The 18,959-nt window shown below is 37.4% G+C and carries 19 protein-coding genes; all 19 read right to left on the reverse strand.

The window, feature by feature from the left end:
• Positions 1-77: 77 nt before the first annotated feature.
• Positions 78-1,388 (reverse strand): UDP-N-acetylglucosamine 1-carboxyvinyltransferase, encoded by a 1,311-nt coding sequence (gene murA / locus ACEN4L_RS05245; protein WP_407096512.1) that lies wholly within the window; start codon positions 1,386-1,388, stop codon positions 78-80.
• Between the two features lie 154 nt (positions 1,389-1,542).
• Positions 1,543-1,776 (reverse strand): DUF1146 family protein, encoded by a 234-nt coding sequence (locus tag ACEN4L_RS05250; protein WP_407096513.1) that lies wholly within the window; start codon positions 1,774-1,776, stop codon positions 1,543-1,545.
• A gap of 246 nt (positions 1,777-2,022) precedes the next feature.
• Positions 2,023-2,445, reverse strand: a complete 423-nt coding sequence (locus tag ACEN4L_RS05255; protein ID WP_407096514.1) for a F0F1 ATP synthase subunit epsilon — start codon at positions 2,443-2,445, stop codon at positions 2,023-2,025.
• A gap of 70 nt (positions 2,446-2,515) precedes the next feature.
• Positions 2,516-3,952, reverse strand: a complete 1,437-nt coding sequence (atpD, locus tag ACEN4L_RS05260) for a F0F1 ATP synthase subunit beta (protein WP_407096515.1) — start codon at positions 3,950-3,952, stop codon at positions 2,516-2,518.
• 38 nt (positions 3,953-3,990) lie between these two features.
• Entirely contained in the window at positions 3,991-4,914 is a 924-nt protein-coding gene (locus ACEN4L_RS05265) for a F0F1 ATP synthase subunit gamma (protein WP_407096516.1), read from the reverse strand.
• Positions 4,915-4,946: 32 nt separating this feature from the next.
• A complete protein-coding gene (atpA, locus tag ACEN4L_RS05270) occupies positions 4,947-6,470 on the reverse strand; it encodes a F0F1 ATP synthase subunit alpha (protein WP_407096517.1) in 1,524 nt (507 codons plus the stop codon).
• A 31-nt stretch (positions 6,471-6,501) separates the two neighbouring features.
• Complete coding sequence (atpH, locus tag ACEN4L_RS05275) at positions 6,502-7,041, reverse strand: ATP synthase F1 subunit delta (RefSeq protein WP_407096518.1); 540 nt, start codon at positions 7,039-7,041, stop codon at positions 6,502-6,504.
• Positions 7,028-7,546, reverse strand: a complete 519-nt coding sequence (gene atpF / locus ACEN4L_RS05280; RefSeq protein WP_407096519.1) for a F0F1 ATP synthase subunit B — start codon at positions 7,544-7,546, stop codon at positions 7,028-7,030. Before atpF ends, atpH begins: the two co-directional genes overlap by 14 nt.
• 101 nt (positions 7,547-7,647) lie before the next feature.
• A complete protein-coding gene (gene atpE, locus ACEN4L_RS05285; protein ID WP_407096520.1) occupies positions 7,648-7,860 on the reverse strand; it encodes a F0F1 ATP synthase subunit C in 213 nt (70 codons plus the stop codon).
• A gap of 48 nt (positions 7,861-7,908) precedes the next feature.
• On the reverse strand, positions 7,909-8,658 hold the full coding sequence (gene atpB / locus ACEN4L_RS05290) for a F0F1 ATP synthase subunit A (RefSeq protein ID WP_407096521.1): 750 nt from the start codon (positions 8,656-8,658) through the stop codon (positions 7,909-7,911).
• 287 nt (positions 8,659-8,945) lie between these two features.
• Entirely contained in the window at positions 8,946-9,575 is a 630-nt protein-coding gene (gene upp, locus ACEN4L_RS05295; RefSeq protein WP_407096522.1) for a uracil phosphoribosyltransferase, read from the reverse strand.
• A 195-nt stretch (positions 9,576-9,770) separates the two neighbouring features.
• Positions 9,771-11,009: a serine hydroxymethyltransferase gene (gene glyA / locus ACEN4L_RS05300; RefSeq protein ID WP_407096523.1), complete on the reverse strand. Its 1,239-nt coding sequence runs from the start codon at positions 11,007-11,009 to the stop codon at positions 9,771-9,773.
• Positions 11,010-11,311: 302 nt separating this feature from the next.
• Positions 11,312-12,340 carry an L-threonylcarbamoyladenylate synthase gene (locus ACEN4L_RS05305; protein ID WP_407096524.1) on the reverse strand — a complete coding sequence of 343 codons (1,029 nt, stop codon included), beginning with the start codon at positions 12,338-12,340 and terminating at the stop codon, positions 11,312-11,314.
• Positions 12,341-12,377: 37 nt separating this feature from the next.
• Positions 12,378-13,223 (reverse strand): peptide chain release factor N(5)-glutamine methyltransferase, encoded by an 846-nt coding sequence (gene prmC, locus ACEN4L_RS05310; protein WP_407096525.1) that lies wholly within the window; start codon positions 13,221-13,223, stop codon positions 12,378-12,380.
• Positions 13,213-14,292, reverse strand: coding sequence for a peptide chain release factor 1 (gene prfA / locus ACEN4L_RS05315; RefSeq protein WP_407096526.1), 1,080 nt, complete (start codon positions 14,290-14,292; stop codon positions 13,213-13,215). Before prfA ends, prmC begins: the two co-directional genes overlap by 11 nt.
• A gap of 24 nt (positions 14,293-14,316) precedes the next feature.
• Complete coding sequence (locus ACEN4L_RS05320) at positions 14,317-14,892, reverse strand: thymidine kinase (RefSeq protein ID WP_407096527.1); 576 nt, start codon at positions 14,890-14,892, stop codon at positions 14,317-14,319.
• A 496-nt stretch (positions 14,893-15,388) separates the two neighbouring features.
• Entirely contained in the window at positions 15,389-16,348 is a 960-nt protein-coding gene (gene manA / locus ACEN4L_RS05325) for a mannose-6-phosphate isomerase, class I (RefSeq protein ID WP_407096528.1), read from the reverse strand.
• 90 nt (positions 16,349-16,438) lie between these two features.
• Complete coding sequence (locus ACEN4L_RS05330; protein WP_407096529.1) at positions 16,439-17,476, reverse strand: serine hydrolase domain-containing protein; 1,038 nt, start codon at positions 17,474-17,476, stop codon at positions 16,439-16,441.
• A 58-nt stretch (positions 17,477-17,534) separates the two neighbouring features.
• Complete coding sequence (gene eis / locus ACEN4L_RS05335) at positions 17,535-18,728, reverse strand: enhanced intracellular survival protein Eis (protein WP_407096530.1); 1,194 nt, start codon at positions 18,726-18,728, stop codon at positions 17,535-17,537.
• Positions 18,729-18,959 lie beyond the last annotated feature (231 nt).

The raw sequence follows: 18,959 nt of genomic DNA on the forward strand, positions 1-18,959 counted from the left end.
AATGATCGGCATTCACCTCAACATTATCGTTTTTATTTTTTCTTCATTTAATCAATCATATAAAACAAGAATTGATTCTATACGAATAAGTCGGATAATTCTTTTTCTGTATTTTCACTCGAAATAGAATCATCTACACGGATAACATCTCCGCTTAATTGTTTCAGTTTTTGATGGAATTGATAATAGCCGCGATCTAAGTGTTCCAAGTGAGTTACTGTTGTATATCCTTTAGAGACTAACCCAGCAAGGATCAAAGCTGCAGCTGCTCTTAAATCGGTAGCAGAAACCTCTGCTCCTTGTAATGCTGCGCTTCCTGAGATAATGACCGTCTGTCCTTCTACTTTGAAGTCAGCGTCCATACGACGTAATTCTTCCATGTGCATGAAGCGGTTTTCGAATACTGTTTCTTTCATGACACTTGTACCTTGTGCAAGAACTTGGGCTACAGACATTTGTGCCTGCATATCTGTTGGAAATCCAGGGTGAGGCATAGTTTTTACATCCGTAGCTTTTAACACTTTAGGGCCCATAACACGCATTCCTTTTGATTTCATCTCAAAAGCAACGCCCATTTCTTTTAATTTTGAAATCAAAGGTTTGTTGTGCTCTGGAATCGCATCTTCAATAAAGACATCTCCATTTGTGATAGCAGCCGCTACCATGAACGTACCTGCTTCAATACGATCAGGAATGATACTGTGAGTTGCTGAATGTAATTCTTTTGTCCCCTCGATACGAATCGTTTCGGTACCGGCGCCAACAACTTTAGCTCCCATACGATTTAAGAAAATAGCTAAATCCACTATTTCAGGCTCACGTGCTACGTTTTCGATAGTCGTTACGCCTTCTGCTAAAGTAGCTGCCATCATAATATTTTGAGTAGCTCCAACACTAGGAAAATCTAAGTAAATATGAGCTCCATGTAATTGATCAGCAAAAGCTTCAATATAGCCGCTCTCAATGTTGATTTTAGCCCCCATTGCTTCAAAGCCTTTTAAATGCAGATCAATCGGTCTTGTTCCAATTGCGCATCCTCCTGGCAAAGCTACCTTTGCGTGCCCTAAACGAGCTAATAAAGGCCCCATTACGACAATAGAAGCGCGCATTTTACTCATGTACTCAAAAGGAGCTTCAAAATTCAATCCCTTTGTAGCATCTAAGCTAATTTCTTTTTTATCTTGGTTAAAATCAACCTCTAAGTTTAAGTGTCTCAATACTTGGTTTAAAGTGAATATGTCTGATAAGATAGGAACATTGGTTAATTTAGTTTGGCCTTCACTTGCTAAGATAGAAGCAGCTAAAATGGGTAATACAGCGTTTTTTGCGCCTTCAACCTTAACAGTACCCTCGAGGCGTTTGCCTCCTCGAACAATAATTTTTTCCATTTTTATATCCCTCCGAATATGAGTTGCTTTCCGGATTTCTCTAGAAATTAATTCTAGAACTAAAACAAATCCATACAACTTTGTGCATTATAGCATAAGCAAATTGTAGAAAACAATTGAAATCAGCATTTGTCATAAAGTTATCACGACTTGATTATTCAAGAAGAAAGAGTAAATTTTGCGAAGATAAAATAAATTCAATAAAAAATGTACTCACTAAATAGCCAATAGCAATTGAAACCAATAGATAAAGTACTTTTGCTTGACTGACATGATACTTTCGTATGATTTTTTCTACACGAACAGCTTGCAGTGCCCAAAAAGTCAATAATATAAAAAATATATGGGATATTAATGTGCCAGCTGCTTGAATACCAATAAAGTTCATTCCTCATCTACCTCTCTCTTCTTACAAATAGTAACACAATTGTAATCTTTTTACATGAAACTTGTTTGTGATAACGTTATCAATAGCATTTTTTTAATCCATTTACATTAAATTCTAATAAATTTAGTCTGTTCTCTTTCCTTTTGCCCGTCTATATAGGTAATTTGCATTTCCCTAACTATCTTACTACATAAAAGCAAAAAAACGGCCAAAAAGGATTTCCTTTTTGGCCGTTTTTGAGATTAGCTACAATCTTTTATTTTTCGATACATTGATCCGATTAAGTGCTTTGTGCAGAGAAATCGAAGCACGTTTATAATCTTGATTGGATTTAATCCCCGATAAACGTTGCATATTTTCTTCAGCACGGTGTTTTTCTTCAAAGGCTCTCTCGATATCAATATCACGGGCTCTTTCAGCACTATCTGCTACAATAGAGCAAATATTATTTCTAACTTCCAGTACTCCGCCATTTACAGCTACCCAGTCCTCTGTATCAATGGATATTCGCTTTATACGAACAGCATGAATGGCTAACGGAACAATGATAGGAGTATGGTTAGGTAAAATACTGATGTCTCCATCTACTGCTCTAGCACTTACCATAGAAGCTCTGTGATCATATATAACTCCTGATGGCGCGACTATTTGCACACGTAATTCCGCCATTCGTCATTCCTCCTCTTGAAAAGCACTTATTTAAGAGTAATCCCTCAATCAGTGCTTTTGCTTTAGTGGATTAGTATTTCATTTTTTCTGCTTTTTTAACTGCTTCTTCGATTCTTCCCACATTTCGGAAAGCATCTTCTGGAAGATCATCATAACGTCCATCTAAAATTTCTTTAAACCCTTTAACTGTTTCAGCTACAGGTACATAAGAACCAGGTAACCCTGTAAAAGCTTCAGCTACATGAAAGTTTTGAGACAAGAACAATTGAACTCTTCGTGCTCTGGATACAACGATTTTTTCGTGATCCGATAATTCATCCATACCTAAAATAGCAATAATATCTTGCAATTCTTGGTAGCGTTGCAGCGTATGTTGGACTTCTGTGGCGACCTCATAATGTTCCTCCCCTACAATTTCTGGAGAAAGAGCACTTGATGAAGACGCTAATGGATCAACTGCCGGATAGATTCCTTGTTCAGTTAATCGACGTTCTAAGTTTGTTGTAGCATCCAAGTGGGCAAAAGTTGTTGCTGGGGCGGGGTCAGTATAATCATCCGCAGGCACATAAATAGCTTGAATAGAAGTAATCGACCCTCTTGTTGTAGAAGTGATCCGTTCTTGCAATTGTCCCATCTCAGTTGCCAATGTTGGTTGATAACCAACAGCTGAAGGCATACGGCCAAGCAAAGCAGAAACTTCCGAACCAGCTTGTGTAAATCGATAAATATTATCAATAAAGAGCAAAACATCTTGACCAGCTTCATCTCTAAAGTACTCTGCCATTGTCAAACCTGTTAAAGCTACCCGCATCCGTGCACCAGGCGGCTCATTCATTTGACCAAACACCATAGCTGTACGTTTGATAACCCCAGAATCGATCATTTCAAAATAAAGATCATTTCCTTCACGTGTTCGTTCTCCTACTCCAGCAAAAACAGAAATTCCGCCGTGTTCTTCGGAGATATTGTGAATCAATTCTTGGATCAACACTGTTTTCCCAACACCAGCTCCACCGAATAATCCAATTTTCCCACCTTTTAAATAAGGCGCAAGTAAATCAATAACTTTGATCCCCGTTTCCAAAATAGATGTGCTGGCTTCTAATTCATTAAAAGAAGGAGCTGTCCGGTGAATTGGATCTCGTCTAGTATCTTCACTAAAAGGTTCTTTTTGATCAATTGGTTCTCCTAGAACATTGAACATACGGCCCAATGTCTCTTCCCCAACAGGTACAGAAATTGGGCTGCCAGTACTTTTCACCCGCATTCCTCTTTGTAATCCGTCAGTAGATTCCATTGCGATAGTACGTACTACTCCATTCCCAAGTTGCAAAGAAACTTCTAGAATAACTGTTTCTTCTTGAGAAGAGCCCGAATTGTTGCTTGACTGTTCATCGGTTCCTGCTTCAACTACTAAAGCATAGTTGATTTCAGGAAGAGTTCCGTTTAATGGGAATTCTACATCGACAACCGGACCAATTACTTGCACAATATGACCAGTACTCATTCCTCTTCCTCCCATTCACTTACCGTGTAATTCATTTTTTATTTTAATCCTTCAGTTCCGCCTATAATTTCGGTAATTTCTTCAGTTATAGCGGCTTGTCTAGCACGATTGTATTTAATCGATAAGTCATCGATAATTTTTTTCGCGTTGTCTGTTGCACCTTTCATGGCCGTCATACGCGCGGCATGCTCAGCTGTTTTAGCATCTAAAATAGCCCCATAAAGTAAACTTTCAGCATATTGCGGCAACAGTAAATCTAATATTTCTTCCTTGGAAGGCTCATAAATATAATCTTGTTCAAATTCTAATTTATCAGCTTCTGAAACATCTAAGTCTGTTAAGGGCAATATTTTTTCGGCTCTGTATTGGAATGTAATCGTATTTACATGATGATTGTAGCAAAGATACAACTCATCAAAGACTTCATTTTTATACATTTCTACAATTTGACGAGCCACTGCTCGTATTTCATCAAATGCGGGCTGATCACTCAAGTTGTCTAACTCATAAACAACATTCATGCCCCGATTTTTAAAGAATTCAGCAGCTGTTCGACCAATAGCCATAAAAATATACTCATCGGGAGACTGATGGTCTCGTTGGATCATATCGATCGTCGTTTTAATTACTGAACTGTTGTAAGCTCCAGCTAAACCAGTATCCGAGCTGATGATGATGTAGCCTGTTTTTTTAACTGGTCGTTCAATCAACATATCATGAAAATTAATGTTCGAAGGAGAATTCGTACCAATAAGGTCGGAATCCTCCAATAACGCTAATTGCGTTTGTGCTAGGTGAACGACCATTTCTCTAACTTTAGAAGAATAAACTTGAAACCCCTTATTGAGCTGTTCTTGTTTACCCAACTTTGCTGCTGAGACCATTTGCATAGCCTTGGTGATATTGCTTGTTTTCTTCGTTGATTGAATACGTTTTTTAATATCTTGTAAGGATTCTGCCACTTTTATTCACCGCCTTAACTTAGGATCCTCTTTTAGCGATTGATGTCAGTATAAGTTGCGTTAAACGCTGTATTGAATTCTGAAAGGACCGCATCTAATTCCTCTTCAGCAGGGAGATCTTTTGTTTCTTGTATTTCTGTTAGGATTTCGTTGTGCTGATTATCCAAAAATACATACAATTGCTTTTCATAGCTTCTTAGTGAACGTACAGGAATTGAATCAAGGAATCCATGTGTCAAAGCATAAAAAATAATGACTTGTTTTTCAACTGGAATTGGATTATGCAAATCTTGTTTTAATACTTCTACTGTTCTTTGTCCACGATTTAATTTTGCTTGCGTAGCTGCATCTAAATCAGATCCGAATTGAGTAAAAGACTCTAATTCTCTATAGCTCGCTAAATCCAGACGCAAAGTACCAGAGACTTTTTTCATCGCTTTGATTTGAGCCGATCCCCCAACACGAGATACCGATAAGCCAGCTGCTATAGCAGGTCTTACTCCAGAATAGAACAATTCATTTTCCAAGAAAATCTGTCCATCTGTAATCGAGATTACGTTGGTTGGAATATAAGCTGAAATATCTCCTGCTTGTGTTTCTACGAAAGGAATAGCTGTCATAGAACCGCCACCCAAAGCGTCGCTTAGTTTTGCTGCTCTTTCTAATAGACGAGAGTGCAAGTAAAAGACATCTCCAGGATAAGCTTCACGACCTGGCGGACGACGCAACAGCAAAGAAAGTTCTCGATAGGCCGCTGCTTGTTTACTTAAATCATCAAATACGATCAAAACGTGTTTTCCATTGTACATAAACTCTTCACCCATTGCTAAACCTGAGTAAGGCGCAATGTAAAGTAAAGGTGCAGGTTGCGAAGCACTAGCTGTTACGATAATTGTGTATTCTAAAGCACCATAACGTTTCAACGTTTCTACTTGAGACCGTACAGTAGATTCTTTTTGACCGATAGCTACATAAATACAAATAGTGTCTTTACCTTTTTGATTTAAGATAGTATCGATAGCTAAACTGGTTTTACCTGTTTTACGGTCACCGATAACCAATTCACGTTGGCCTCTTCCAATAGGAACAAGGGCATCAATAGCTTTGATACCTGTTTGTAAAGGTTCTTTAACGGATTGACGCTGCATTACTCCAGGAGCTTCTGTTTCAACTTCACGGGTTTGAGAAGTTTGAATATCCCCAAGGCCGTCAACAGGTTGTCCTAGCGGATTGACAACACGGCCAATAAGTTCTTCCCCTACTGGAACTTCCATGATACGGCCAGTACGTTTTACTTTATCGCCTTCACGAATTCCGTCAAACGCACCTAGTATAATAATCCCTACGTCATCTACTTCTAAGTTTTGAGCCATTCCGTAAACACCATTTGCAAATTCTACAAGTTCACCTGACATCACGTTTTTCAACCCAAACGCACGAGCAATTCCGTCTCCGACATAACTAACTGTTCCGACTTCATCAATAACCAACTCATTGCTGTAACCTTCAATTTGATTTTTTATCAGCATACTAATTTCTTCAGCTTTCTTGCCCATTTACTTCTCACCTCTTTAAAGTCATTCTAGATCAAAGAATTTGTTTTTTTAATTTTTCAAAATTGAAGCGCACACTGCCATCAATAACTTGATCTTCCGTTTCGATAATAACGCCGCCCAAAATTTCAGGCTTCACAAATTCATTGAAAATAACTTTTTTTGCTCTCATTTTTTTAGCAAAAGCATCCGTTAAACGTTGTTTTTGTTCTTCTGTTAAAGGAATCGCAGTGGTTACTTTTGCGACTACTGTTCGATTATGGTAGTCATAAACTTTTTCAAATTCATTCACAATATGATTTAATCCACTCATCATCTGATAATCATAGATAGTGTGGACAAAACTTTTTGTTAATTCAGTAAAGTTCTGCAAAAGATCGTGCATCACCTGCTCTTTATTTGCTTTTTCAATAGCTTTATTATCAAAAAACGCTCCTAAATCAGGGTTATTCTGCAAAATCTGACGAACATCCATCATATTGTCAAAAACAACATTCAATTGTCCTTTTTCTCGAGCATCCTCATAAAAAGCTCGTGCTAATTGTCCATCATCCATATTCCTATTCAGTTTCATTTGAATCAGCCAACCTTTCGATAAATTCATCGACTAATTGAGCATGGGTTTGGCCATCAATTTCTTTTCCGATCAATTTTTCAGCTATTTGAAGAGATAATTGACTAATTTCACTTTTTGCTTCATCAAGTGCTCTTTGTCTCTCAAACTCGACGTCCATTTTAGCTTGCTTTTTCATTTGAGCAATAGACTGTTTCGTTTCTTCAAGTAAGTCTTTTTCGATTTTGGCTGCATTCGTTTGTGCTTGTTCAATAATGATTGCTGATTCTTTTTGCATATCTGCTAATTTATTTTGTTGTTCCGTTGCTAGGCGGCTAGCTTCATCTTTGGCATTTTTTGCATTATCCAAATCATTGGCTATCGTTTCTGAACGCTTTTCCATCATTTCAGTAACTGGTTTCCATGCGAATTTCTTCAATAATAGTAATAAAATTAAGAAAGAAATAAGTACTACCAGTGTGTTACCCGCACTAGTAGCAGCGCCTAAAGCTAATTGGTTGAACATTCCTTGTTGCTCCTCCCATTTTACCCAAATATTTACATAAGCTTCGTCTCTTCCTTCGACAATCAAAGTTATTTAGATGGTTACTTTTTTCTATACACTTATTATTGAAATACAAGGATAAACGCAATAACAACGCCCATGATTGGAATCGCCTCTACTAAACCAACACCGATATACATTAATGTTTGTAGTTCACCCTTCATTTCTGGTTGACGTGCGATAGACTCTACTGTTTTTGAAATGACACGACTTGATCCAAGTGCCGCTCCTATTGCTGCTCCTGCTACTGCAATTGCTGCTCCGATTAAACCCATTATAATTTCCTCCTTGTTTGTAATAACTCATTTTTTATATTTCGTACACTATTTTGCTTCTATATATTCTTCGTGCTTGACAGTTTCTTCATGACCTATTTTATGAGAAATGTACACCATACTTAAAGTAGTAAAGACAAATGCTTGAATACTTCCTATAAATACAGAAAAGGCTTGCCATGCTATTTGAAGAGGCACTCCTACGATCCAAGTTACTGCTCCAAAACTATTGGCTAAACCAGCTATCAGACCAATCAAAATTTCTCCAGCAAATATATTCCCATATAAACGCAAAGCTAAGGTCAATGTATTTGTAAACTCTTCAAAGAGTTTTATAGGCAACAGGAACGGTACCGGACGTATATAACTATTTAAGAAATAGTTTTTAAATCCTTGTTCTTGAACCCCGAAGAAATGTGACAACAAAATCACCATCATTGCCAAAGATAACGTTACGATCGGGTCGGCAGTAGGACTCTTCCACCACTGGATATCATCTATCACTAACACTAAAGGCAACCCTAACATGTTAGAGACAAATACAAATAAGAACAATGTAAATCCAAGTAATTTAAAACGGTCTCCACGTTTTCCCGGAATCGACGTTGACACAATATTGCTTACAAAATCGATGACCCATTCTATAAAATTTTGTTTACCTGTTGGTTTAAGTTGCAAGTTGCGCGTACAAATAAAAACAATCAAAAAAACGATCACGCATGTTGCGACTGTTACTAGTGTGGTAGTGAGATCAAAGCTTAACCCCAGAAATTCACTAGTCAATGTTTCATGTTCCAATACTTTCACCTTCTTTCTCAAGAATCAATCTTTATAATAGAAACTTTTTCTGATGCAGGACAAAAAAACCTGTTTTTTGTCTCTCTTATCAGACAATTGACATCATACCACCAAGCGAAATTAATTTCAAAGAAATTATGTGAAATTAGAATAAATAGTTTTAACTACTGGTATAAAAACGTTTTTAAACAACCAACCACTTGCTTTTCACAAACTTTTGAACCGTTTACACTTTTAAATAAAGAAAAACCAAAAACTGATAAATATCAATTTTTGGTTTTTACACCCTATAGAGTGCCGAATAACCGATCGCCTGCATCTCCCAGACCTGGTAAAATATATCCGTCTTCGTTTAATTTTTCATCTAAAGAAGCCGTATAAATATCGACATCAGGATGAGCTTCTTGTAATGCTTTTACCCCTTCTGGTGCCGCAACTAAACAAACAAATTTTATAGACGAGCCGCCACGTTTTTTCAATGAATCAATAGCTGCAATAGCTGATCCACCTGTAGCTAACATGGGGTCTACAACAAATAATTGACGTTCTTTGATATCAGAAGGCAATTTCACAAAATACTCAACGGGTTCAAAAGTTTCATGATCACGATACATTCCCACGTGACCTACTTTAGCTGCCGGGATTAAATCCAACATGCCGTCTACCATGCCTAAACCAGCACGTAAAATAGGAATAATGGCCACTTTTTTTCCTGCAATTTCTTTTTGAACACTTTTAACTAAAGGTGTTTCTATTTCAACATCTTGTAACGGCATATCTCTTGATACTTCATATGCCATTAAGCGGGCGATTTCGTTAACCACTTCTCTAAAAACCTTTGTTCCTGTATTTTTGTCTCTAATAATAGTTAACTTATGTTGGATTAATGGGTGATCCATTACTTCAAGTTTTGCCATTTTTTTGCCCCCTTGGAAATTTTCATTCAAACATATTGATTATACTGGAATATTCATCTTTTATCAGAAAAATAAATAAATTCTCATCTATTATTTTACTCGTTGTGTTTTTTTATTACAACCAGAAGCCCTTATCAAAAAGAAACAGCCCTTATTCTTTTCTTGCTGAGTAAAATCAGTAGTAAAAAAGGATTCTCAATCTATCGCATACAAGGGTCTGTCGGTTGTTAAACGTCTGACTTCCAGCTTGATTTCATCCAGCTTTTCATTATCATCTTTAGCTTCCAATGTTGCCACAATTAATATTGCCACTTTTTTAGAATCTGCTGCGTCAAAATGACGAGTTGTGATGGCCGGAGTACCAATTCTGATACCACTAGTTTTCATAGGGCTCAGTTCTTCAAAAGGAATAGTGTTTTTATTTACGGTTATCCCTACTTCATCTAATAATTTTTCAGCTTTCTTGCCATTCAACTCAAAGCCTCGCACATCCAACAACAATAAATGATTATCTGTCCCACCACTGATCAAACGTGCTTTTGATTGGTTGAACACTTCCACCATGGCTTGGGCATTTTCTACTATTTGTTGTGCGTATGTTGTAAAATCAGGTTGCATAGCTTCTTTCAAAGCTACAGCTTTACCGGCAATGATGTGTTCTAATGGCCCACCTTGAATTCCTGGAAAAATAGCACTATTCAATTTCTTCGCAAATTTTTCTTTTGCTAATATCATTCCGCCACGTGGACCACGCAATGTTTTATGGGTAGTCGTCGTAACTACATCCGCATAAGGAACTGGATTCTGATGCACTCCTGTCGCGACTAAGCCAGCAATATGAGCCATGTCTACCATAAAATAAGCGCCTACTTCATCAGCTATTTCGCGGAATTTCTTAAAATCAATGGCTCGTGGATAAGCACTTGCTCCTGCAATAATTAATTTCGGTTTGTGTTGAACAGCTAATTCCCTTACCTTATCATAATCAATTTGTTCAGATTCTTGATCTACGCCATATGGCACAAAATGATACGTTTTTCCACTGAAATTTACAGGCGATCCATGTGTCAAGTGACCTCCATGGGTCAAATCCATTCCTAAAACAATATCTCCAGGTTCCAACAAAGCATTATACGCAGCCATATTTGCACTAGAACCAGAATGTGGTTGAACATTTGCATACTCTGCATTAAATAATTTTTTTGCTCGTTCGATTGCTAGATTTTCAATAACATCTATGTACTCACAGCCGCCATAATACCTTTTACCAGGATATCCTTCAGCATACTTATTCGTCAAAATGCTTCCTTGTGCAGACAATACTGCTTGCGAAACAAAATTTTCTGATGCAATCAATTCAATATTCTGTTCTTGGCGCTGCTTTTCTTGTTCAATTGCGTCAAATATTTCTTTATCCCATTGATGATTTTCCATTATCAGCCACATCCTTTATTTCTATACCAATCTTTTTTTGATTTTCACAACAGTCGTCTACCCGATTTTATTAAACGGCTTTCTGCTTCTACATATTTTCTATTTTTGTCTCCTGTCTGTCAAGCAGAACCAAACAAAATAAACATAAAAAAAGCTAGTAAACGTCTTCAAATGAGACGGAAGCAGGTGTTCTTACTCCTGCTTCCGCATACTATAAATGCAGTGTTTTTATTTTTTTGTGCTCTCTGCTTGAATGAGAAAAGCTCATTAACAGAGAATCCTTACAATAGAAAAGAAGTTTTTTACACATGATTCTTATAATACTGATTAGCTGCTGCTTTTTTCAGCCGATTCATGTACGCTATTCCAAGTCCTGTTTCAGGATAAGGCTCAGCTAATATAATACTAGCTTCTGTCTTCTCAAAGTGTCTTAACCCCGCATACATTCTGTGTGAAGCGGTTTGGATATTGCCTTCTTCCCCCAATGAAAAGCTTTCTATTGTCGGGTCTGAAAAAGCAGCTACAATACTCTCATTTGCCATTAAGCCAACTTTTTCTCCAAGAGATTGGTAGTGCTTGATCGCACTTTCCCATAGTTGTTGGCTGCCATCGACAATTATGACGGGCTCATTAGGAGAGTAATGTTTGTATTTCATTCCTGGCGCTTTAGGCGTTTCCTCACTAGAAACTAAATGTTGATCTACACTGACGAAACCGATCACTTCTTCTAATTCAGTTTTTGAAATGCCGCCTGGTCGAAGAATGGTAGGATTTTCAGGATCTGTAATGTCTAAAACGGTTGATTCCAGGCCCACACCAGTCTCTCCATCATCTAGAATCCCCGCAATTTTCCCCTTTAAATCATGATACACATGCATAGCAGTTGTTGGACTCGGTTTTCCAGATGTGTTTGCACTGGGACCCACTAAGGGTGTGTCCGCTTCTTTTATAAGCTCCAACGTTGCTTCATTATTTGGCATACGGATCGCTACACTGTCTAAACCTGCAGTAACTGTATTGGCAAAAACACTTTCTTTGACTTTAAAGATAAGTGTCAATGGTCCGGGCCAAAATTGATCCATTAACGTTTCTGCTACTGCCGGGATTTCTTTCACGTAATTCTGGACATCTTCTTTTGAAGCTATATGAACGATTAAAGGATTATCACTAGGACGTCCTTTTGCCTGATACACTTTTTGTACCGCTTGTTCATTTTTAGCATCTGCTCCTAATCCATATACTGTCTCAGTAGGAAAAGAAATCAATTCGCCTTTTTTAATCCATGCAGCTGCTTCCTTTATTTCTGATAGATGAAAAAGTTTTGTTTCCACAATTATTTCCTTCTTTCTATTGAACGATCACCCAATTTTAAGTTTGTACAAACAACAGACGGTCATGTCCGCTCAAATCCTTTTCTACTCGAACAAGGCTATTCGGAAAAGCTTGTTCAAAGAGTTCTTTTACTTTCTGTCCTTGCTTGTAACCAATCTCTAAGTAAATTTGTCCATTTGGCAATAACAGTTGCGGCAATTCTGTTGCTAAGCGCTGATAAATCAATAGACCTTTATTCTCAGCAAATAACGCCATCGGAGGCTCATAATCCAACACACTTTGATCCATAACGTCTTTTTCATCCTCACCAATATAAGGAGGATTTGAAAGAATAACATCAAACTTTTCAGATTCTACAGGATGAGTGAGATCCCCTTCTCTAAATCGAACGGATACTTTATTGGTCTCTGCATTTTCTTTCGCTACAGCTAGAGCTTTCGCTGATAGATCTGTTGCTGTGACTTCATATTGAGGACGTTCTTTTTTTATCGTTATGGCGATAGCTCCAGTGCCTGTTCCGATATCCAATACTTTTAAAGAGCTTTTCTGCTTGGTCTGCTGAAGAAAACGGTCAACGATTTCTTCTGTTTCAGGGCGAGGAATGAGCGTATTGTGCGTAACTTTAAACTTTAACCCATAAAACCATTCATAACCTAGTATATGTTGAAGAGGTCTTCCTCCGCCATACTCTGCAATATCTGCTAATAATTGACGTTTAACATCAGAAGGCATCTCTTCGTGCAAATGCAATACAAAATTTGTTCGTGTCCAATTCTGACGCTCCATCAATAAACGTTCTGCCGCAATCCCTTCTTTTCCACTGCTCTCTAAAAAAGAAGAAGCCCATTTCAGGACTTCTCTATACGTTGAATTAGTATTCATTATTCTTCATCTGCTCCATTTTTGAAGTTTGGTCGAACAGAACTAAAGCATCGACTACTTCATCTAACTTACCAGATAGAATTTGATCTAATTTTTGGATCGTTAACCCAATTCTGTGATCAGTGATGCGGTTTTGCGGAAAATTGTATGTTCTGATTCGTTCTGAACGGTCACCTGTTCCTACAGCCAATTTACGTTCAGCATCATACTCACTTTGAGCTTCGCTTTGTACTTGATCGTAAACACGTGCTCGCAATACTTTCATCGCTTTTTCTCTATTTTTGATTTGAGAACGTTCATCTTGCATCGCAACAGCAATACCAGTTGGAATATGAGTTAACCGAACTGCAGAGGCCGTTTTATTAACATGCTGTCCACCAGCACCACTGGCATGATAAATATCTGTTCGAATATCGTTATCAGCAATGTCTAACTCTACTTCTTCCGCTTCCGGCATAACAACTACAGTAGCCGTAGACGTGTGGATTCGTCCTTGAGATTCTGTTTGTGGTACACGTTGCACACGGTGCGCTCCATTTTCAAATTTCAATTTTGAATATACGTTGGTCCCTGTGATCATAAACGTAATCTCTTTGTACCCGCCAATACCTGTAATGTTGGCATTCAATACTTCTGTTTTCCAACCTTGTGCTTCAGCATAACGTTGATACATGTTAAACAAGTCTCCGGCAAATAATTGAGCTTCATCTCCTCCAGCTGCTCCACGAATTTCCATGATAATATTCTTGTCATCATTTTCATCTTTTGGCAACATCAGGATTTTGATTTTTTCTTCATACTCTTCTTTTTCTGCTTTTAAGCTGGACAATTCTTCTTTAGCCATCTCTGCCATTTCAGCATCGATTTTTTCTCCAAGAATTTCTTCTGTTTCTTTGATCTCTTCTTGAATCTCTTTATATCGTTTATAAGTCGTAACTGTCTCGCGAATACTACCTTCTTCTTTAGACAGTTTCATAAAACGTTTGGTGTCCGTAATGACTTCCGGATCACTTAACAATTCATTCAGTTCTTCGTAGCGACCAATAACGCTTTCTAACTGATCAAACATTTAAATTCCTCTTTTCTGCTTTCATCATTCAGTAATTGGGGGGTGATGGTAATGTTTGCGACAAACAGGGAAATAGGCTTCATTTCCACCGATTTGGATTTGTTCCCCTGTATAAACAGGGACACCATCTACAACGCGCATATTCATTGTGGCTTTTTTATGACAATACCAGCAAATAGTTTTCATTTCTTCGATCTTATCTGCGTAAAGCAATAAGTATTTTGAGCCTTCAAACAATTCATTTTGAAAATCATTTTTCAATCCGAATGCCATAACCGGGATATTCAAATTATCCACAATTTGAGTCAATTGGATAATGTGTTCTTTTGTTAAAAATTGTGCTTCATCTAATAATACACAAGCTGGTTCAAAATCCAATTCTTCTATCACAGTAAGAATATCGGTCTCTTCAAAAATAGCTACGCCGTTTCTTCGTAAACCAATTCGGCTGGAAACCACGCCGATCTCATCACGATTATCAATACCGCTTGTCATAATGATAACAGGTTTATTTTGTTCTTCATAATTATGCGCGACTTTTAATATTTCAATTGTCTTTCCACTATTCATTGCACCGTACTTAAAAAATAACTGAGCCATCCGATAATATCCTCATTTCTCTCCTAAGAATCCTTTAAAATTATACTGTAAATTCTATTAAAGTACAAGGCAGGATATGGAAAAGACAATTATCTGCTGCAGCAAAATGTAGTATCAACAACCGATTTAAAACAAAATACTTTTACTGTTTCCGCATTTTTTTGCTGTTGATAGGTAAAAAATAACTGTCTTTTAATTCTAGACCTTATAGATACTCCTGTAGGAATATGAGGTGCTAACAATATCACATGTCTAACCTGTTTGATAAAGAAACGTCTCTTATCATCATTAAGCCCAACTGAATGATGAATCGTATTCGAACACCAAGTCTACGCTTTATTAGATGGAAAAACTTATTACTTACTAGTCACAGTAGAATAACTCAAAAGGCAAGCAAATACCCATAAACAGGTTTTTGCTTGCCTTTTGTCTTTAATCATATATGTTTCTGTCAGAGCTGAACGAGGCACTCCACATGCTTAGTTCAGTTGCATGCTTATATTTTTTCTCCTGGCGTTGAGGCTATGATTTGTAAAGTTCCATCTATTGACCATGCTTTTAGGTCATTTGGAAGGATAAAGTGCATCCCTTTTTTTAGTTCGTACAGTTTGGAGTCATCTATGATCAGTTCGCCTTCTCCATCAAGCACACTAACTAAAGTATAAGGAGCTGTATGTTCAAAGGTAGCTACTCCGTTGATTTCCCATTCATACACATTGAAGAAATCATTTTTTACAAATGTAGTGATGTTCACATTTTGATAAGTTTCTGTTTCAGGTGATGAGTTAGGGTCAATACTAGGCACTGTTGTTACATCCACCGACTGCTTCAAATGAAGCTCTCTTGGTTTCCCATCGTCACCTTTACGATCGTAGTCATAGACACGATAAGTGGTGTCGCTGGATTGTTGAGTTTCAAGAATCATGATCCCTCCGCCAATAGCATGAATCGTGCCGCTTGGGACAAAGAAAAAGTCGCCTTTCTTAACCGATACTCGGTTCAATAATTTGTCCCATTCTCCATTATTGATCATCTCTTTCAGTTCTTCTTTTGAGGTTGCATGGTGACCATAAATGATTTCTGAACCTTCTTCAGCATCAATGACATACCAGCATTCCGTTTTTCCTAATTCCCCTTCGTGCTCCAGTCCGTAAGCATCGTCCGGATGAACTTGGACAGATAAATCATCAGCAGCGTCTAAAATTTTAGTCAATAAAGGAAAAACTTCTCCGTCTGCGTTTCCGAACACTTCTCGATGTTGTTCCCACACTTCATTTAATTTCAACCCTTTATAAGGTCCATTGATCACGGTACTAGGTCCATTTGGGTGGGCACTGATTGCCCAACATTCTCCTACTTTATCACTAGGAATGTCATAGCCGAATTCTTCTTTCAGCTTTGATCCACCCCAAATTTTTTCTTGCATAACAGCTTCTAAAAACAATGGTTCAATCACGTTTTTTCCTCCTACTTGTATCCTGATTTAACTATTCTTAGTTATTTTTATTTATATTATTCTTTCCTATTTTAACACAATGCAACCGTTTCAAAAAGGTGCTTCTTCTGTTGCTGTCACTTTATTCCTTTCAAGCAAATAACTATTTACTACTTCGTCCCTTTTCTTTAAATAAACCGGTGTATCACTTTTAGGATGAACTCGATTGGATAAAAAGATAAATGCTTTATTCTGATAAACGTCCAACAGCATAAACGTTCCTGTAAATCCCGTATGAAATAAAACAGGACGCTCCTCTAGCCCTTTTAAATTCCACCCAAGCGAGCGTTTCAAATCACCTGTTGGCGTCCAATCTTTCATTAATTTCTCCACTGTTTGTTGTTGTAAAATCCTTACACCGTCTAATTCGCCTTTATTCAAGATCATTTGAGCAAATTTCAAACAATCATTTAATGAAGAAAATAGTCCTGCACTCCCACAATGATCACCTAGCACATAAGCTTTCGGATCATGAACTTCGCCGCGAATCAAACCACGCTTTGGATGAATCTCGGTAGGAGCACAACGTCTTGGATGATTAGGATGGAAGGATGAATCCATTAAGTTTAAAGGTTGGAGAACTCTTTTTTCAAATACCTTGGTTAACATTTCTCCTTCGACCTCTTCAATCAAAAAGCCCAATAAAATCATTCCGGTATCGGTATAGACTACTTGTTTTCCAATCGTGTCCTCAACCGGAAGCTGTAAAATAGAATTTTTCAGTTCTTCTTCAGCTAAAGCATCGCGATTTGGAATATAGCCTTTGATGGCTGAGGTATGCGTCAAAAGGTGTCTGATCGTTACTTTAGGAGAAGAAAAATCAGGCAGATAAGTTTGCACTGCCTCATCAAGTCTCACTTTACCTTCTTCGATCAATTGTAAAATAACCGTTGTCGTCATCATGACTTTTGTCAAAGAAGCTACATCATATAATTGATTTTCTTGAATGGCTTCTTTATCTGGATAAACAGCAGCATATCCTTCTCTATAACGATACTGTTTTTCCCCTTCTATAAAACCGTAACTTGTTCCAGGAATGATTTTTTCTTCTCTTAATTTCTGGATTATTTTTCTTGTTTCAGGATACAATTCTTTTCCACCTTCTTTATTGTCTGATTTACATCAGCTAACTCACCTGAATTGATCGTCAAAAGTGATCATATAATTGAGGAGTACCGTTTGGAATTCTGTTGGCTAAATCAACAGCAGCTGGAATACTCCCAGTTATTCTCTGATGAAAGTGAAGTCCTTCCATAGTTCGAGAATTCATAAAGAGTTGTGTCCATGTTTGAATAGATGCTGTTAAAATATCTGAATCTTTCACTTTTTTTTCATCCCTCATCTTAGTGACTTTTCGTCCGGTAGTTCTCAGTTCCACTTTCCACAATCCCTGATTCCAATCGGCCACTTCGTCCTTCACTCTCAAATAAAGAGTGGTTTGGGCTTTTTCTTTAAAAGGATATTGCAGCAAAAAGGATTCAATGTTGATTATGCGAGCCATCATAAAGGGTTTTACTTCTTTTTTAATTGTTAACTCAGGGAACATATCCGCAATATATTCCTCTTCACCCGCTAGGTAAACAAATTTTTCAAACGATGTTTGATGTGAGCCTATGAACTGCCATAATCCAACAAATGCTTCTTGATCTAAATAAATCATTTCATCAATAACAAATTGATTCTGTTCTGCTGTATTAAAATGGTAGATGACATACCCTTTTGGCTGATTGGCAGCATCTTCATAAAAAGCTATTTTTTGCATTTTATGCTGTTCAACTTTACGCTCCCAACTCCAGTCTGATCGTTTGATTGGTCCAATCGTTTCAGCATATTTATCTTGGTATATTTTTTTCAGTTGTTCTTTAGCTGTATTCCATTTTGCTCGTGTGACACTGCCTTCATACGTTTCTGTTCTAGGCAAGTTTGCAGCAGCTATTTCATATCTGACTTCATTGAAAGCGACCTCGTAACCAAACTTTCGATAAAAAGGGTATGAAAAAGGATCAAGATAAGAGAGAACCATCCCTTTAGTCTTCATGTCATTTAAAACTTCTACAAATAGTTTTTTGATACTTCCCATCCCTCTTGTCTCAGGATAGCTGGAAACAAAACCAATTCCGCCCATAGACAAGACTGCTCCATGAAGATAAATTTCCAAAGGCAGAACCTGCAGTTGACTGCTTAACTCTTCATCGTGAAAAGTCCCAAATGTATCCGCTGCATCAAAAAAAGAACGAAATTTTTCTTTCGAAGTACTGTCTGGATCAAAATTAAATGCATACGCAGCCAAATCGTAGGCTTCTTCAAAATTTTCTTGGGTAAGTCTTTTTACATTGCTCATCTCTTTGCACCTCTCTTCAGTTTATTTCATCATCTATTATCGTAGCATAATTTGCAAGAATTTTGGTAACCAGAAGCCTTTAGTTTCCTTAAGATATTCATGTCTGAGTCAATATTAAATGAGAGAAAATAAATTAATTTCGTTTAACCCTGCATCTGACTCTCTGAGCTTTCAAATCGACTTTTTAGTGGAATAAACGCTATACTAAATAAAAGTCACGTTGTCTTCTAT

It is taken from the genome of Desemzia sp. FAM 23988 (assembly GCF_045528365.1).
Taxonomy (GTDB): Bacteria; Bacillota; Bacilli; order Lactobacillales; family Carnobacteriaceae; genus Desemzia.

Bases quoted from the DNA above. Each gene is read 5' to 3' on its own strand.
- prfA (WP_407096526.1), bottom strand. From the start codon at position 14,292: ATGTTTGATCAGTTAGAAAGCGTTATTGGTCGCTACGAAGAACTGAAT.
- prmC (WP_407096525.1), bottom strand. From the start codon at position 13,223: ATGAATACTAATTCAACGTATAGAGAAGTCCTGAAATGGGCTTCTTCT.
- atpH (WP_407096518.1), bottom strand. From the start codon at position 7,041: ATGAAACTGAATAGGAATATGGATGATGGACAATTAGCACGAGCTTTT.
- atpA (WP_407096517.1), bottom strand. From the start codon at position 6,470: ATGGGCAAGAAAGCTGAAGAAATTAGTATGCTGATAAAAAATCAAATT.
- ACEN4L_RS05250 (WP_407096513.1), bottom strand. From the start codon at position 1,776: ATGAACTTTATTGGTATTCAAGCAGCTGGCACATTAATATCCCATATA.
- glyA (WP_407096523.1), bottom strand. From the start codon at position 11,009: ATGGAAAATCATCAATGGGATAAAGAAATATTTGACGCAATTGAACAA.
- upp (WP_407096522.1), bottom strand. From the start codon at position 9,575: ATGGCAAAACTTGAAGTAATGGATCACCCATTAATCCAACATAAGTTA.
- atpE (WP_407096520.1), bottom strand. From the start codon at position 7,860: ATGGGTTTAATCGGAGCAGCAATTGCAGTAGCAGGAGCAGCAATAGGA.
- ACEN4L_RS05255 (WP_407096514.1), bottom strand. From the start codon at position 2,445: ATGGCGGAATTACGTGTGCAAATAGTCGCGCCATCAGGAGTTATATAT.
- murA (WP_407096512.1), bottom strand. From the start codon at position 1,388: ATGGAAAAAATTATTGTTCGAGGAGGCAAACGCCTCGAGGGTACTGTT.
- eis (WP_407096530.1), bottom strand. From the start codon at position 18,728: ATGAGCAATGTAAAAAGACTTACCCAAGAAAATTTTGAAGAAGCCTAC.
- atpD (WP_407096515.1), bottom strand. From the start codon at position 3,952: ATGAGTACTGGTCATATTGTGCAAGTAATTGGTCCGGTTGTCGATGTA.
- ACEN4L_RS05320 (WP_407096527.1), bottom strand. From the start codon at position 14,892: ATGGCTCAGTTATTTTTTAAGTACGGTGCAATGAATAGTGGAAAGACA.
- atpF (WP_407096519.1), bottom strand. From the start codon at position 7,546: ATGTTCAACCAATTAGCTTTAGGCGCTGCTACTAGTGCGGGTAACACA.